The 13,984-nt window shown below is 69.2% G+C and carries 13 protein-coding genes; 12 read left to right on the forward strand and 1 reads right to left on the reverse strand.

Annotation, left to right across the window (positions count from 1 at the left end):
• Positions 1-194: 194 nt before the first annotated feature.
• A complete protein-coding gene (locus AAFF27_17645; protein XAH21835.1) occupies positions 195-974 on the reverse strand; it encodes an IclR family transcriptional regulator in 780 nt (259 codons plus the stop codon).
• Positions 975-1,083: 109 nt separating this feature from the next.
• Between AAFF27_17645 and AAFF27_17650 the strand changes: the two genes are divergently transcribed.
• From AAFF27_17650 to AAFF27_17705, 12 genes are all read left to right on the forward strand, one after another.
• Positions 1,084-2,091, forward strand: coding sequence for a tripartite tricarboxylate transporter substrate binding protein (locus AAFF27_17650; GenBank protein XAH21836.1), 1,008 nt, complete (start codon positions 1,084-1,086; stop codon positions 2,089-2,091).
• A 111-nt stretch (positions 2,092-2,202) separates the two neighbouring features.
• Positions 2,203-3,126, forward strand: a complete 924-nt coding sequence (locus AAFF27_17655) for an amidohydrolase family protein (GenBank protein ID XAH21837.1) — start codon at positions 2,203-2,205, stop codon at positions 3,124-3,126.
• The gene (locus AAFF27_17660) at positions 3,123-4,112 is read left to right on the forward strand and encodes a tripartite tricarboxylate transporter substrate binding protein (protein XAH21838.1); all 990 of its coding nucleotides are present in this window, start codon (positions 3,123-3,125) and stop codon (positions 4,110-4,112) included. The genes AAFF27_17655 and AAFF27_17660 overlap by 4 nt, the downstream gene beginning before the upstream one ends.
• Before the next feature lie 44 nt (positions 4,113-4,156).
• The gene (locus AAFF27_17665) at positions 4,157-4,843 is read left to right on the forward strand and encodes an RraA family protein (GenBank protein ID XAH21839.1); all 687 of its coding nucleotides are present in this window, start codon (positions 4,157-4,159) and stop codon (positions 4,841-4,843) included.
• A complete protein-coding gene (locus tag AAFF27_17670; GenBank protein XAH21840.1) occupies positions 4,840-5,772 on the forward strand; it encodes an NAD(P)-dependent oxidoreductase in 933 nt (310 codons plus the stop codon). Before AAFF27_17665 ends, AAFF27_17670 begins: the two co-directional genes overlap by 4 nt.
• A gap of 16 nt (positions 5,773-5,788) precedes the next feature.
• Positions 5,789-6,862 (forward strand): cyclase family protein, encoded by a 1,074-nt coding sequence (locus AAFF27_17675; GenBank protein XAH21841.1) that lies wholly within the window; start codon positions 5,789-5,791, stop codon positions 6,860-6,862.
• Positions 6,863-6,955: 93 nt separating this feature from the next.
• A complete protein-coding gene (locus AAFF27_17680; GenBank protein XAH21842.1) occupies positions 6,956-7,885 on the forward strand; it encodes a tripartite tricarboxylate transporter substrate binding protein in 930 nt (309 codons plus the stop codon).
• Between the two features lie 80 nt (positions 7,886-7,965).
• Entirely contained in the window at positions 7,966-8,910 is a 945-nt protein-coding gene (locus AAFF27_17685) for a tripartite tricarboxylate transporter substrate binding protein (GenBank protein ID XAH26259.1), read from the forward strand.
• A 3-nt stretch (positions 8,911-8,913) separates the two neighbouring features.
• Complete coding sequence (locus AAFF27_17690; GenBank protein ID XAH21843.1) at positions 8,914-9,834, forward strand: SMP-30/gluconolactonase/LRE family protein; 921 nt, start codon at positions 8,914-8,916, stop codon at positions 9,832-9,834.
• Positions 9,835-9,924: 90 nt separating this feature from the next.
• Positions 9,925-10,434 carry a sigma-70 family RNA polymerase sigma factor gene (locus AAFF27_17695; GenBank protein XAH21844.1) on the forward strand — a complete coding sequence of 170 codons (510 nt, stop codon included), beginning with the start codon at positions 9,925-9,927 and terminating at the stop codon, positions 10,432-10,434.
• A complete protein-coding gene (locus tag AAFF27_17700) occupies positions 10,431-11,393 on the forward strand; it encodes a FecR domain-containing protein (protein ID XAH21845.1) in 963 nt (320 codons plus the stop codon). The genes AAFF27_17695 and AAFF27_17700 overlap by 4 nt, the downstream gene beginning before the upstream one ends.
• A 94-nt stretch (positions 11,394-11,487) precedes the next feature.
• Positions 11,488-13,959 (forward strand): TonB-dependent siderophore receptor, encoded by a 2,472-nt coding sequence (locus tag AAFF27_17705; GenBank protein XAH21846.1) that lies wholly within the window; start codon positions 11,488-11,490, stop codon positions 13,957-13,959.
• The last annotated feature ends 25 nt before the right edge of the window (positions 13,960-13,984 follow it).

The raw sequence follows: 13,984 nt of genomic DNA on the forward strand, positions 1-13,984 counted from the left end.
TGGGCCATTCTTCCATGAGTGGCTGAATGTCATCAGCCACGACACTCCGCATCGCACGCGGCCAACAAAGTCAAAAGGCCGCGGAGCAGGCCAAGCCAAAACATCCGCGGAACTGGCTTTGCCAGGCCGCAGGATGTGCCCCCTTGAGGGGGAAGGCGAAGACACGAAGTGCGTAGCCTGGGGGTGTTCCAAAGTCACGGATGCCAGGTAGAGACCACCTTCGGCGTCTGCGTCGAGCGGTCGCCTGCCAGGCTGTAGGACAGGCGGTTGGCTGCGGCGATCACGGTCTGCGCCAGGGCATTGAGCTTGTCTTCCGGCAGGCGCGAGGCCGGCCCCGAGATGCATACCGAGCCCAGCAAGCGCCAATGCAGCCCGAACACCGGCGCTGAGACGGTCGCCACGTCCTTCTCGCGCTCGCCAATGGACAGGTGGTAGCCACGCTGGCGGATCGCCTCATACACCGCGCCGGGTTCGCCGGAGAAGGCCAGGATCACGCGGCCCGGCGAGCCCCTGTCCAGCGGCAGCGCCTCGCCCATGCGGGCGTGGTGGCGCAGCGGCTGCGGGCCTTCCACGCGGACCAAGCAGGTGCGGAAATCGCCCTCGCGCACGTAGAAGGCAGCGCTTTCACCCGTGGCTTTGGATAGCTCGCGCAGCATGGGCTCGACCACGTTCTGCACGTCAAAGCCTGACTGGTAGCGCGCGCCCAGCCAGCCCGCCGCCGGGCCCAGGCGCCACTCGCCGTCATCGCGCTGGACCAGGTAGCCAGCCATGGCCAGCGTGCGCGCAATGCGCAGCACCGTGGTCTTGTGCATGGTGCAGCGGCGGCTCAGTTCGGCCAGCGGCAACTGCGATTCGCCCAGCGCGAACGCACCCAGCAGTTGCATCGCCCGGGTCACGGCCACCACGCTGCCGGTGCTGGGCTCGTCCGCAGCGCCGGCCCGTGCGCGGGACGCAGAAGTGGAGGCGTTTCGCATACCGGCCTTTATTTCGACAGTCGAAATGACATTGTATCTATCGAACCCCCTCTCTAAAGTCCAACCCCGACGCACAGCACCCGGCTGCGCGCCCCAAGGAGACAAAGACATGCAGATCCGATCCGGAATCAGCCGCCGCATGGCCGTAGCAGCAAGCGCCATCGTGGGCCTAGCACTCGCCGGCACCACCGCCGGCAACCTCGCCTGGGCCCAGGCGCCCTACCCCAACAAGCCGATCAAGCTGATCGTGCCCTTCCCGCCCGGCGGCGGCACCGACCTGCTGGCGCGCACCGTGGCGCAGAAGCTGTCGGACACGCTGAAGTGGACGGTCATCATCGACAACCGCCCCGGCGCCGGCGGCAATATCGGCGTCGACGCCACGGCCAAGGCCGCACCCGACGGCTACACCCTGGTGATGGGCCAGACCAGCAACCTCGCGGTCAACCCCACGCTCTATCCCAAGCTGCCCTATGACCCGCTGAAGGACCTGGTGCCGGTGGTGCTGGTGGCGTCTTCGCCGATCGCCATCGTGGTGACGCCGCAGTCTCGCTACAAGAGCTTTGCCGACATCGTGGCCGCCGCCAAGGCCACGCCGGATGCGCTGACGCTGGGCTTCTCGGGCAATGGCACGGTGGCCCATCTGTCGGGCGAGCAGGTGAAGAAAGCCGCCGGCATCCGGATGCAGAACGTGCCCTACAAGGGCGCGGCCCAGGCCATGACCGACGTGATGAGCGGCCAGGTCGACATCTACATGTCTTCCGTGCCCACGCTGCTGGGCCACGTCAACAACGGCAAGCTACGCGCGATTGCCGTGACCTCGGCCACACGCTCCAGCGAGCTGCCGCAGACGCCAACGCTGGCGGAGTCTGGCTACCCGGGCTTTGATGCCTCGACCTGGTTCGGCATCCTGGCACCGGCCGGCACGCCCGCGGCCATCGTGAAGACGCTCAACACCGAGATCAACAAGGTGCTGAAGCAGCCCGACGTGGCCGCCAAGCTCAAATCCGAAGGCGGCGACGTGCTGGGCGGCAGCGCCGAGCAGTTCGGCGCCTTGCTCAAGACCGACATCGTGCGTTGGGGGCAGATCGTGCGGGATTCTGGCGCGCGCATTGACTAACCCCCAGGCTACGCACTTCGTGTCTTCGCCAACCCCCTTGCAGGGGGCAGCACCAGCGGCCCGGCAAAGCCGGTTCCGCGGTGCTTTTGGGATGGGGAGCAGAGCTGTCCTATGTTGTTGAATCAACCCAACACGTCGTCCGCTGTGCCATTCTCGGCCGGCACTGAGCGGCCGCTGACGGCGCTGCCGATTGATGCTTGCGACTGCCATATGCATGTCTATGACAGTCGCTATCCGACGGCAGCGGGCGCCATGTTGCTGCCGCCGGATGCTTCGGCGGCTGACTACCGGTTGCTGCAGCGGCGCATTGGCACTTCGCGCACGGTGCTGGTCACGCCTTCCACCTACGGCAGTGACAACCGCTGCATGTTGGATGGGCTCGCGGCACTAGGCATGCAGGCGCGTGGTGTGGCGGTGATTGACGGCCGCGAGAGCAATGCGGAGCTGCGCCGGCTCGATGCGTTGGGCGTGCGCGGCATTCGCTGCAACCTGTCGCTGGGCGTGGCGAATACGGTCGACATGCTGCTGCCGCTGGCGCAGCGCATTGCCGAGCTGGGCTGGCATCTGCAACTGCTGATGGCGCCCGAGCTGCTGGCCAGCCTGGGCGCCACGCTGCGGCGCCTGCCGGTGCCGTTGGTGTTCGACCACCTGGGCCGCATCGCGCCATCACAGGCCGGGCGCCACCCGGCCCACGCGCTGCTGCTGGATCTGCTGGGGCAGGGCCGCGCCTGGGTCAAGCTGTCTGGCGGCTACATCGTGAGCAGCACGCATTCGGTCGAAGACCCTGCCCTGGATGCCCTGGCCCGCAGCTATCTGAACGTGGCCCCCGAGCGCGTGCTGTGGGGCAGCGACTGGCCCCACGCCACGGCCTCTGCCGGCGTGCAGCCCCTGCCTGACGACGCGCGGCAGATCGACCGGCTCGCGCAGTGGGCCGGCAGCAGTGCCGTGCTGCAACGCGTGCTGGTGGACAACCCGCAGGCGCTCTACGGCTTCCCTTCCGCCGCGTCCTCCCCTTCATCAGAGACATCACCATGAGCACACCTCCCTCCCCGCTGCGCCGCCGCCTGCTGGCGGGCGCCTGCGGCCTGCTGGCCACTGGCTCCGCGCTGGCGCAGAGCGACTGGCCCGACGGCCGCGTCATCACCTGGGTCGTGCCCTACCCGCCGGGCGGCAGCACCGACGTGCTGGGCCGTAACGTGGCGCAGCGCATTGGCATGGCGCTGGGCACCAATGTCATCGTCGACAACCGGGCCGGCGCCACTGGCACCATAGGCGCGGCCTACGTCGCCAAATCCGCATCGGACGGCTTCACGCTGCTGGGCACCTCCATCGGTCCGCAGGCCATTGCGCCGCACCTGATGGGCAAGCTGCCGTATGACCCGATCGCGGGCTTCGAGCCGGTGATCACCATCGGCACCATTCCGCACATCCTGGTGGTGGGCGCCAGGCAGCCCTACCGCACGGTGGCCGACCTGATCGCCGCCGCCCAGGCCGCGCCCGGCACGCTGGCTTTTGCCTCGGGCGGCAACGGCACCATCCTGCAGATGCAGGGCGAGCTGCTCAAGCAGCAGACCGGCACCCAGTTCATCCACGTGCCCTACAAGGGCGACACGCCGGCGCTGCAAGACACGCTGGCCGAGCAGGTCAACTTCATGTTCGCGCCCGCCGCTGCGGCGCTGCCGCATGTGCAGGCCGGCAAGCTGCGTGCGCTGGCCGTGACCTCGGCCGCGCGCCTGAAGGCGCTGCCCGACGTGCCCACCATGGGCGAGGCCGGCATGAAGGACTTCGTGGTCGAGCAATGGCAGGCCGTGTTCGCGCCCGCCAAGACGCCCGCTCCCATCGTGCAGCGGCTGAACGCGGAAATCGCCAAGTCGCTGAAAGACCCCGCCATCGTGGCCCTGGCCGACAAGCTCGGCGTGACCCTGGTCGGCGGCACGCCGCGCCAGTTGGGCGACCTGCAAAAGGCCGACTCGGTCAAGTGGGCCCAGGTCATCCGCGACGGAAACATCAAGGCCGAGTGATTCCGCCCTCCCTTCCCTGCAACTACCCACTCACCACAGACACCATGAGCACTCTTCCCGACATCATCCGTGACATCGAACGCGTCTCCGCCGACGTCGTTGCCAAGGCCGGCACCTTCCAGGCCGCCATCCTGGCCGACGTGGCCGGCCGCCGCGGCACCATGCACGCCCGCGTGGCGCCGGTACACCACAGCATGCAGCTGGCGGGCCCGGCCTTCACCGTGGAAGTGCGCCCCGGCGACAACCTGATGATCCACGCCGCCATCGCGCTGGCCCAGCCCGGCGACGTGCTGGTGATTGACGGCAAGGGCGACCAGACCGCTGCGCTGATGGGCACACTGATGCTCAGCGCCTGCAAGAAGCTGGGCATTGCCGGCGTGGTGGTCGATGCTGCCATCCGCGACCGCATCGAGCTGCTGGAGCTGGGCCTGCCGGTGTTCAGCGCCGGCTTCAACCCGGCCGGCCCGACCAAGTTCGTGCCCGGCCGCATCAACCACCCGATCTCTGCCGGCGGCACCGTGGTGAACCCCGGCGACCTGATCGTGGCCGACGCCGACGGCGTGGTGGTGATCGAGCGCGAGAAGGCCCCCGCCATGCTGGCGCTGGCCGACAAGAAGGTGGCCGACGAAGCCGCCCGCCTGGACGCCATTGCACGCGGCGACACCGCCTCCAAGTGGCTGCCCGCCGCCCTGCGCGCCGCCGGCGTGCTGAAGGAAGGCGAGACGCTATGAGCTGCATCATCGTCACGGGCGCCGACCTGGCGCAGCCGGCGCTGGACCTGCTGCAGGACTACGAAATCGTCTACGCCGGCAAGACGCCGACAGAAGCCGATCTGGTGGCACTGTGCAGCGCACATGACCCGGTGGCCATCATCGTGCGCTACGGCAAGGTGGGCGGCACGGTGATGGACGCCGCGCCCTCGCTGCGCGTGATCTCCAAGCACGGCAGCGGCACCGACACCATCGACAAGGCCGCGGCCCAGGCGCGCGGCATCGAGGTGGTGGCCGCCGTCGGCGCCAATGCCGCGGCCGTGGCCGAGCAGGCGATGGCGCTGCTGCTGGCCTGCGCCAAATCGGTGGTGCCGCTGGATGCGCGCATGCACGCCGGCCACTGGGACAAGGCCACGCACAAGAGCCTGGAGCTGGGCGGCCGCACCATCGGCCTGGTGGGCCTGGGCGCCATCGGCCAGCGCTTTGCGCGCATGGCGGATGCGCTGGGCATGCACGTGATCGGCTTCGACCCCTTCGCAAAAGACCTGCCCGCCTATATCAAGAGCGTGAGCCTGGAGACGATCTGGCGCGAGTCCGACGCCATCTCGCTGCACTGCCCGCTGACCGACGACAACCGCGGCATGCTGGGCGCGCAGACGCTGGCGCAGTGCAAGCGCGGCGTGGTCGTGGTCAACACCGCGCGCGGCGGCCTGGTCGACGAGGCGGCGCTGCTGGCCGCCGTGCGCTCGGGCCAAGTCATGGCTGCGGGCCTGGACAGCTTCGCGGTGGAGCCGATGGCGGCCGGCCACCCGTTCCAGGGCGAGCCGAACTTTGTGCTGAGCCCGCACATCGGCGGCGTTACCAGCGATGCCTACGTGAACATGGGCGTGGGCTCCGCGAAGAACCTGCTGGCCGTGCTGGCACGCCAGCCGGCCACCGCCAGCGCCTGAACGCAGCACAGGAGCCATGACAACGCAACGCTGGAAGCACGCGCCCGCTGGTAGCCACTGGGGCGAGTTCGGCCCCGACGACCAGCGCGGCCGCATGAACCTGGTGGACCGCGCCAAGGTACTGCAGGGCGTGGCCGAGGTGCGCGAGGGGCTCACCTTCTGCCTCTCGCTGCCGCTGGACGTGCCCGGCGGCATGGCGCTCAATCCGCGCCGGCTGCCGCCGCAGCGCTTCTCTACCCTGCGCGACGGCAAAAGCGCCGGCCAGCAGGGCTTCTGCTGGTCCTATGCCAGCGAGGACGAGGCACGCACCGACGTGGTCTGCGACGACGTGCTGCTGATGAACACCCAGTACTCGACCCAGTGGGACAGCTTTGCCCACATGGGCAGCCGCTTCGACGCCGATGGCGACGGCGTGGCCGAGGCGGTGTTCTACAACGGCTTTCGCGCCGGCGAAGAAATCCACGGCGCCACCGAAGACCCGCAAGCGGTGGCCGACTGGGCGCGCTTCCCCGGCCCCAATGCGGGCGCGCTGGGCATCGAGCATTTGGCCGAACACGGCGCCCAAGGCCGCGGCGTGCTGATTGATCTAGAGCAGCACGTCGGCCGCCAACGCGAGGCCATTGGCTACGAGCGCCTGATGCGCATCCTGGAGGCCGACCGCGTGCAGATCGAGGCCGGCGACATGGTCTGCCTGCACACCGGCTTTGGCGACATGCTGATGGCCATGAACCGCCAGCCCGACGTGCAGCTGCTGCACGCCTCGGGCAGCGGCCTGGACGGCAATGACCAGAAGCTGCTGGACTGGATCGTCGATGTGCGGCTGGCCTGCCTGATCTCGGACAACCCCGCCGTCGAACTGGTGCAGCCGCCCAGGCTCGGCCAGGGCGGCACGCCCATCCGCGGCCCGCGCCTGCCGCTGCATGAGCACTGCCTGTTCAAGAACGGCATCCACCTGGGCGAGCTGTGGTGGCTCACGCCGCTGGCGCGCTGGCTGCGCACCCATGGCCGCAGCCGCTTCCTGCTGACGGCGCCGCCGCTGCGATTGCCGGGGGCTGCAGGCTCACCCGCCACGCCCATCGCCACGGTCTAGAGCGCCCCAAAAAACGAGAGACAAACATGATTGAGAAATTCAAGACAAATCACCACCTATCCCTTGCTGCACCTGGGCTAATAGCTATTTTTTTTGGTAGCAAGCAATGCCTTCGCCCAGGCGCCCTACCCCACCAAACCGGTGCGCCTGGTGGTGGGCTTTTCCGCCGGTGGCCCCACCGACGTGGTGGCGCGCGCCTTTGCCGACTACGCCACCCGCGCGCTCGGCCAGTCCTTCATCGTCGACAACAAGCCCGGCGCCAACACCATCCTGGCCGCCGAGGCAGTGGCCGGCGCGCCGGCCGACGGCTACACGCTGCTGCTGGGCGCCACCAACCACACCATGATCCCGGCGCTCTACAGCGCACGGGTGCGCTTCGATGCGCTGCGCTCCTTCGCGCCGGTGTGCACGCTGGCGGTCAGCCCCACGGTACTGGTGGTCGGGCCATCCATGCCCGCCCGCACGCTGGCGGATTTCCTCCAGCAGGTGCGGGCCCAGCCGGGCAAGCGCACCTATGCCACGCCGGGCACCGGCAGCTCCGGGCACTTCGCCAGCGAGCAGTTCACCCGCCTCACCGGCACGGCCATGAACCACATCCCCTACAAGGGCGCGGCGCAAGCGGTGACGGACCTGATGGGCGGCCAGGTCGATAGCTCTTTTGCCACGCTGGGCTCGGTGCTGCCGCAGGTGCGGTCCGGCAAGCTCACGGCCCTGGCCGTGGCAGCGCCGCAGCGCTCGGCCCTGCTGCCCGAGGTGCCCACCTTCGCCGAGGCCGGCGTGCAAGGCTATGCCGCCGATGCCTGGTACGGCCTGCTGGCCCCGGCCGGCACGCCGCCCGCCATCGTCGCCACGCTGACCCGGGTCGCCACCGATTTCGCCCGCGCCCCCGCCACCGTGGAGAAGCTGCGCGGCCTGGGCATGGAGGCGCAACACGTTTGCGGCAGCGCCTTTGGCACGCAGCTCGACAGCGAAATACGCAGCTATACGCAGATGGCGCGTACCTTGGACCTCAAGGCCGAATAGGCTCGGCATTTCAAAGAACAGAGACACATATGACTGCACTTGCTCCCTCCTTCCGCCGCACCGCCCTTGCAAGCAGCACCATGGCCCTGCTGCTGGCCGCCTGCGGTGGCACGGCCCTGGCGCAAGCCGCGTGGCCGACCAAGCCAGTAAAGATCGTCGTGCCCTACGCCCCCGGCGGCGCGGTGGACGTGGTCACGCGCAAGATGGCGCAGAAGCTCACCGAGCAAACCGGCCAGAGCTTCATCATCGACAACAAGCCCGGCGCCACCGGCACCATAGGCGTGGCCCAGGTCGCGCGCGCCGAGCCAGACGGCTACACCCTGGTGGCCAACGACACCACCTATTCGCTGCTGCCCTACATCTTCAAGAAGCTGCCCTTCGACTACGCCCATGACCTGGTGCCGGTGGCCGCCTATGTGTTCGCCCCGATGGCGCTGGTGGTGAACGCTGGCGGCCCCTACAAGACGCTGGCCGATCTATTGGCTGATGCCAAGGCGCACCCCGGCAAGATCACCTACGGCACCGGCGGCGCCGGCACCACACCGCACTTCGCGGCCGAGGCGCTGGGCGTGGCCACCGGGGTGAAGTTCATGCACGTGCCCTTCAAGGGCGCGGGCGAGGCCACGCAGGCCATCCTCACCAACACCATCGACATGCAGTTCGCCTCCACCACCGGCGTGATGGGCAACGTCAAGGGCGGCAAGCTGCGCCTGCTGGCCATCAGCGGCGACAAGCGCCTGGCCGTGCTGCCCGATGTGCCCACCTTTGCCCAGGCCGGCGTGCAGAACTTCGGCGTGGTCAACTGGACCGGCCTGTGGGCGCCCCAAGGCACGCCGCCGGCCGTGCTGGAGCGACTGCAGAAAGAAATCGCCACCGCCATGGCCGCGCCCGACATGAAGAGCTTTGCCGAAGGCATGGGCGCCGACCCGCGCCATGTCGATGCCACAGGCTTTGCCCAGCAGCTGCAAGAGAGCAACACCATGTGGGGCAAGATCGCGGCCAGGACATCGTTCGACAAGCAATAGACCATGTTCCTGCTGCAAGCCCCCCAGGTCCGCGAGCTGGACCTTTTCACCACCATGCCCGAGCACTTCCGGCGCAAACAACGCAGCGCCTGGGCCGACGCCAACCGCGGCGGCGTGGTGACCGATTCCTTCCTCGAAGGCCCGGTGTTCGATGACGCCGGCAACCTCTACGTCACCGACATCCCCTGGGGCCGCGTCTTCCGCATCAACCCGGCCGGTGACTGGTCGCTGGTGGCCGAGTACGACGGCGAGCCCAACGGCATGAAGCTGCTGGACGCCGGCACGCTGCTCATCACCGACTACAAGCACGGCCTGCTGCGGCTGGACATAGCCAGCGGCACAACCACGCCCTACCTGGAGCGCCGCAACAGCGAGCGCTTCAAGGGCGTGAACGACCTGGTGTTCGACGCCGCCGGCAACCTGTACTTCACCGACCAGGGCCAGACCGGCCTGCACGACCCCAGCGGCCGCCTCTACCGCCTGCGCCCCAATGGCCAGCTGGACCTGCTGCTGGCCAACGTGCCCAGCCCCAATGGCGTGGCGCTGTCGCCCGACGGCCGGGTGCTGTACCTGGCGGTCACGCGCGGCAACTGCGTCTGGCGCGTGCCGCTGCTGCCCGATGGCAGCGTGGCCAAGGTCGGGCAGTTCTTCACCTCCTACGGCCCGAGCGGGCCGGACGGCCTGGCGGTGGATGCACAAGGCCAGTTGCTGGTCGCCAACCCGGGGCTGGGCTATGTCTGGCTGCTCAACGCCCGGGCCGAGCCGGTGCTGGTGCTGCGCGGCGCCGCTGGCGCATCCACCACCAACCTCGCCTTCGGCGGGCCCGATCGCCGCACGCTCTACGTGACCGACTCCACCCACGGCCAGGTGCTGCGCGCCACGCTGGAGGTGCCTGGGCTGGAACTGGCGCGCGCAACGGGCTGAAGCGGGCTGATATCCCTGCGGCATGGGCCGCCTGCTGGTTTTGATAATAATTCCTATTTAGAATGGTCGGCGTTTTTCTTCCACGCCACCATGACCACCGCATCCACCAGCCTGGTTTCCGATCCGCAGACGCTGTACAGCCACCACCACGGCTGGCTGCGCGCCTGGCTGCAGCGGCGGCTGGGGTGTTCACACCAGGCGGCGGACCTGGCGCAGGACACCTTCCTGCGGGTGCTGTTGCGGCCCCAGGCGCTCACGGGCTTGCGCGAGCCCCGCGCCTACCTCACCACCATTGCCAAAGGGCTGGTGACCGACCACTGGCGCCGCCAGGCGCTGGAGCGCGCCTACCTGGAGACGCTGGCCAACCTGCCCGAGCCGCTGGCGCCATCGCCCGAGGAGCGGCTGGCCCTGCTGGAGGCGCTGCACGCCATCGACACCATGCTCGACGGGCTGGCACACAAGGCGCGCGAGGCCTTCTTGCTATCGCAGCTTGAGGGGCTGACCTATGCCGAGATTGCGGAACGTCTGGTTGTGAGCGAGCGCACCGTGAAGCGCTACATGGCCCAGGGCTTCGAGGCCTGCCTGATGGCAATGGCGTGACGGCACAGACCAAGCCCGTCGCACCGCCGCCCGCGCCCGAGGTGCTGCGCGAGGCCGCCCGCTGGCTGGTGCGCCTGCATTCAGGCACGGCGCAGCCGGCCGACTGGCAGGCACTGGAGCGCTGGCGCGCGCAAGACACGGCGCACGAAGCCGCCTGGCAGCGGGCCGAGCGCATGGCGCAGACCTTTGGCGCAGTGCCCGCGCATGTCGGCCTACCGGTGCTGGCGCACCGGCGGCGCCTCAACCACCGCGCGGCGCTGCGCGTGCTGGGGCTGTTCGCAGCCGCCCCGGCGGTGGCCTGGCTGGCCTGGCAATCCCCCACGCTGCAACTGCTGGCGGCCGCGCACCATACAGCCACCGGCGAGCGGCGCGACGTGCTGCTGGCCGACGGCAGCCGCGTACTGCTCAACACTGCGAGCGCATTCGACCTGGCCTTCGACGCACGGCAGCGCCTGCTGCGGCTACGCGCTGGCGAGATCCTCGTCAGCACCGCGCCCGACGCGGCGCGCAGCTTCCTGGTGGAAACACCGCAGGGGCGGCTGCGCGCGCTGGGCACCCGCTTCTGCGTGCGGCTGATGGGTGACGAAACCCGTGTGGCTGTGATCGAAGGCGCGGTGGAGGTAGTGCCGCGGCACGGCGCCGCCCAGGTGCTGCGCGCCGGCGAGCAGACGCGGCTGACCACCGCGCGTGCCGAACCACCCGCCGCGCTCGCCAGCCACGCACTGGCCTGGACGCAGGGCGTGCTCTATGCCGACGGCATGCGGCTGGATGACTTCCTGGCGGAACTGTCGCGCTACCGCCCCGGCATCCTGCGCTGCGACCCGGCGGTGGCCGGGCTGCGCATCTCCGGCGCGTTCCAGTTGCAGGACACGGAATACGTGCTGGCCATGCTGCGCGAGACCCTGCCGGTGGAGCTGCTGCTGCGCACCCGCTGGTGGGTGACCGTCGTGCCCGCCTAAAAAAAACAGGGATCGCCTGTCCCTTTTCGCATCGCCGTCCGGCAAGGGTTGGAAAGCACCGTCCAACCCGACACCCGACCCGAGGAGAACGCGCATGGCGCACGCATCGCGCAGCAGGCTGCTGCCCCTTCTTCAACCCGCCCCGCTGGCGCAGGCCACGCGGGCGCTGTGCGCGGGCCTGCTGCTCGCCACCGCCGGCCTGGCCGCGCTGCCCGCGCATGCACAGGCGCCCACCGCCCAGGAACGCCGCAGCTACGACATTCCGGCCGGCCCGCTGGGGCCCGTGCTGTCCAGCTTTGCGGGCACAGCGGGCGTGACCTTGTCGTTCACGCCGGCCCTGGCGGAGGGCTTGCGCAGCCCCGGCCTGCAGGGCAGCGCAACGCTGGCCGAAGGCTTTGCCCGCCTGCTGGCCGGCAGCGGCCTGGAAGCCGTGCCGCGTAGCGGCGGCGGCTATACGCTGCGCCGCGCAAGCACGCCCGCTACGGATGCCGCGGCGGCTAGCACCACGCAGCTGGCCACCGTGCACGTGACAGCCGAGCGCGAGACCGCCTGGAGCGCGCCTGATGGCTACCGCGCCATGCGCAGCGCCAGCGCCAGCAAGATGGACATCCCGGTGCTGGAGACTCCGCAGCAGGTCTCCACCATCGGCGAGCAGCAGATCCGCGACCAGGCTATCTCCAGCGTGGCCGAGGCGGTGCGCTACACCGCCGGCGTGCGCCCGCTCGATTACGGCGTGACCGACGACGACGTCTCCGTGCGCGGCTTCTATCTCACCGGCACCGGTCTCTACCGCGACGGCATGCGCCTCATCCATAACGGCTTCATGACCAACCTCGAACCCTACGGCCTGGAGCGGCTGGAGGTGGTGCACGGCCCGGCTTCGGTGCTGTACGGCCAGTCCGCCCCCGGCGGGCTGCTCAACGCCGTGACCAAGCGCCCGCGCCTGGGCATGAAGAACGAGGTAGGCGTGGAGCTGGGCAGCCACAACCGCCGCCAGCTCACCGCCGATCTCGGCGGCCAGCTCAACGAGTCGGGCACGCTGCTGGGCCGGCTCACCGTGCTCAAGCGCGAGGCCGGCACGCAGTGGCATGAGCTGCGCGCCGACCGCACCTACGTCGCCCCGGCCCTGACGCTGCAGGGCGACCGCACCACGCTCACGCTGCTGGCGCAATTCCAGGAGGACAAGACCGGCTTCGTCATCCCCTACTACCGCGACACGCCCTTTGGCACGGCGCGGGACGACATCAATGTCAACGGCCCCGGCTCTGGCCACCACAAGCGCAGCCACTCGCTGGGCTACCTGCTGGAGCACCATTTCAACGACCAGTTGACCCTGCGCCACAACCTGCGCTACCTGGACGGCAGCAACCACCGGCTGGAGATGCGCAACCGCGGCCTGTTGGCCGACCAGCGCAGCATGGCGCGCCTGGCCATGGTGCGGCCCGACGCCGAGAAGACCTGGGTGATCGACACCCACCTGGAGAACCGCTTCACCACCGGCGCCGTGTCGCACCAGATGCTGGTCGGGCTGGACTACTACCGCTCCACGCTGGACTGGCGCATCCTCTCGCTCAACGGCGCGGTCGCGCCGCTGGACATCGTGAACCCGGTCTACGTGCAACCCGACTGGAACGACAACTTCCTGAGTGACCACGCACAGGCGCGCAACACGCAGATAGGCCTGTACCTACAGGACCAGATCAAGTTCGGTGAACGCTGGGTACTGAGCCTGGGCGCACGCCACGACAGCGCGCACATCGACACCGGCTACGACGCGCGCGCCAGCGCCACCGCGCCCTTCACCACCACCCGGGTGGACCGGCGCGACAACGCCACCACCGGCCGCGCCGGCCTGATCTATCTCGCGCCAAGCGGCTGGGCACCCTATGTGAGCGTGAACACGGCCTTCCAGCCGCCGCTGACCACGGTGACCGCGACCGATGCCAACGGCCACCCCTACGAGCCCGAGACGGCCCGCCAGGTAGAGGCCGGCGTGCGCTATGCGCCGCCGCAGGCCGGCTACCTGCTGAGCGCCGCCGTGTTCGATCTGCGCAAGCGCAATGTGCGCACGCCCTCCACCATAGACCCACGCTTTGACGTGCAGACCGGCGAGGTACGCAGCCGCGGGCTGGAGCTGCAGGCCTCGGGCGACGTCGGGCACGGCTTCTCCGTCATCGGCGCCTACACCTACCTCGACGCCAAGGTGATGCGCAGCAACACCGCGCTGGAGGTGGGCGAGCGGCCGGGCAACATGCCCGAGCACGTGGCCTCAGCCTGGGGCAAGTACCAGCGCGGTCCCCTGCAGTTGGGGCTGGGCGTGCGCCACATCAGCGCCACCAACGGCGAGTTGCGCTGGGCTTCCGGCGCGCTGCCCATGAACGACGGCTACACCCTGCTCGACGCCATGGCCGCATATGAACTGGGCGCGTGGCGCCTGTCGCTCAATGTCAGCAACCTCGGCAACAAGCAGTACCGCACCCAGTGCAACACCTTCCGCGGCGGCGCACAGTTCTGCGCGCTCGGCTACGGGCGCGACGTGCGCATGGCTGCCACTTACCGCTTCTGAAGTTGCTCTTCAGCCGGCGCGCTGG

It is taken from the genome of Xylophilus sp. GW821-FHT01B05 (genome assembly GCA_038961845.1).
Lineage (GTDB): Bacteria > Pseudomonadota > Gammaproteobacteria > Burkholderiales > Burkholderiaceae_C > Xylophilus.

What these genes read in the sequence shown, in the direction of transcription:
- AAFF27_17705 (XAH21846.1), top strand. Translation starts at nt 11,488, where the DNA reads ATGGCGCACGCATCGCGCAGCAGGCTGCTGCCCCTTCTTCAACCCGCC.
- AAFF27_17690 (XAH21843.1), top strand. Translation starts at nt 8,914, where the DNA reads ATGTTCCTGCTGCAAGCCCCCCAGGTCCGCGAGCTGGACCTTTTCACC.
- AAFF27_17645 (XAH21835.1), bottom strand. Translation starts at nt 974, where the DNA reads ATGCGAAACGCCTCCACTTCTGCGTCCCGCGCACGGGCCGGCGCTGCG.
- AAFF27_17675 (XAH21841.1), top strand. Translation starts at nt 5,789, where the DNA reads ATGACAACGCAACGCTGGAAGCACGCGCCCGCTGGTAGCCACTGGGGC.
- AAFF27_17655 (XAH21837.1), top strand. Translation starts at nt 2,203, where the DNA reads ATGTTGTTGAATCAACCCAACACGTCGTCCGCTGTGCCATTCTCGGCC.
- AAFF27_17660 (XAH21838.1), top strand. Translation starts at nt 3,123, where the DNA reads ATGAGCACACCTCCCTCCCCGCTGCGCCGCCGCCTGCTGGCGGGCGCC.
- AAFF27_17650 (XAH21836.1), top strand. Translation starts at nt 1,084, where the DNA reads ATGCAGATCCGATCCGGAATCAGCCGCCGCATGGCCGTAGCAGCAAGC.
- AAFF27_17665 (XAH21839.1), top strand. Translation starts at nt 4,157, where the DNA reads ATGAGCACTCTTCCCGACATCATCCGTGACATCGAACGCGTCTCCGCC.
- AAFF27_17695 (XAH21844.1), top strand. Translation starts at nt 9,925, where the DNA reads ATGACCACCGCATCCACCAGCCTGGTTTCCGATCCGCAGACGCTGTAC.
- AAFF27_17670 (XAH21840.1), top strand. Translation starts at nt 4,840, where the DNA reads ATGAGCTGCATCATCGTCACGGGCGCCGACCTGGCGCAGCCGGCGCTG.
- AAFF27_17685 (XAH26259.1), top strand. Translation starts at nt 7,966, where the DNA reads ATGGCCCTGCTGCTGGCCGCCTGCGGTGGCACGGCCCTGGCGCAAGCC.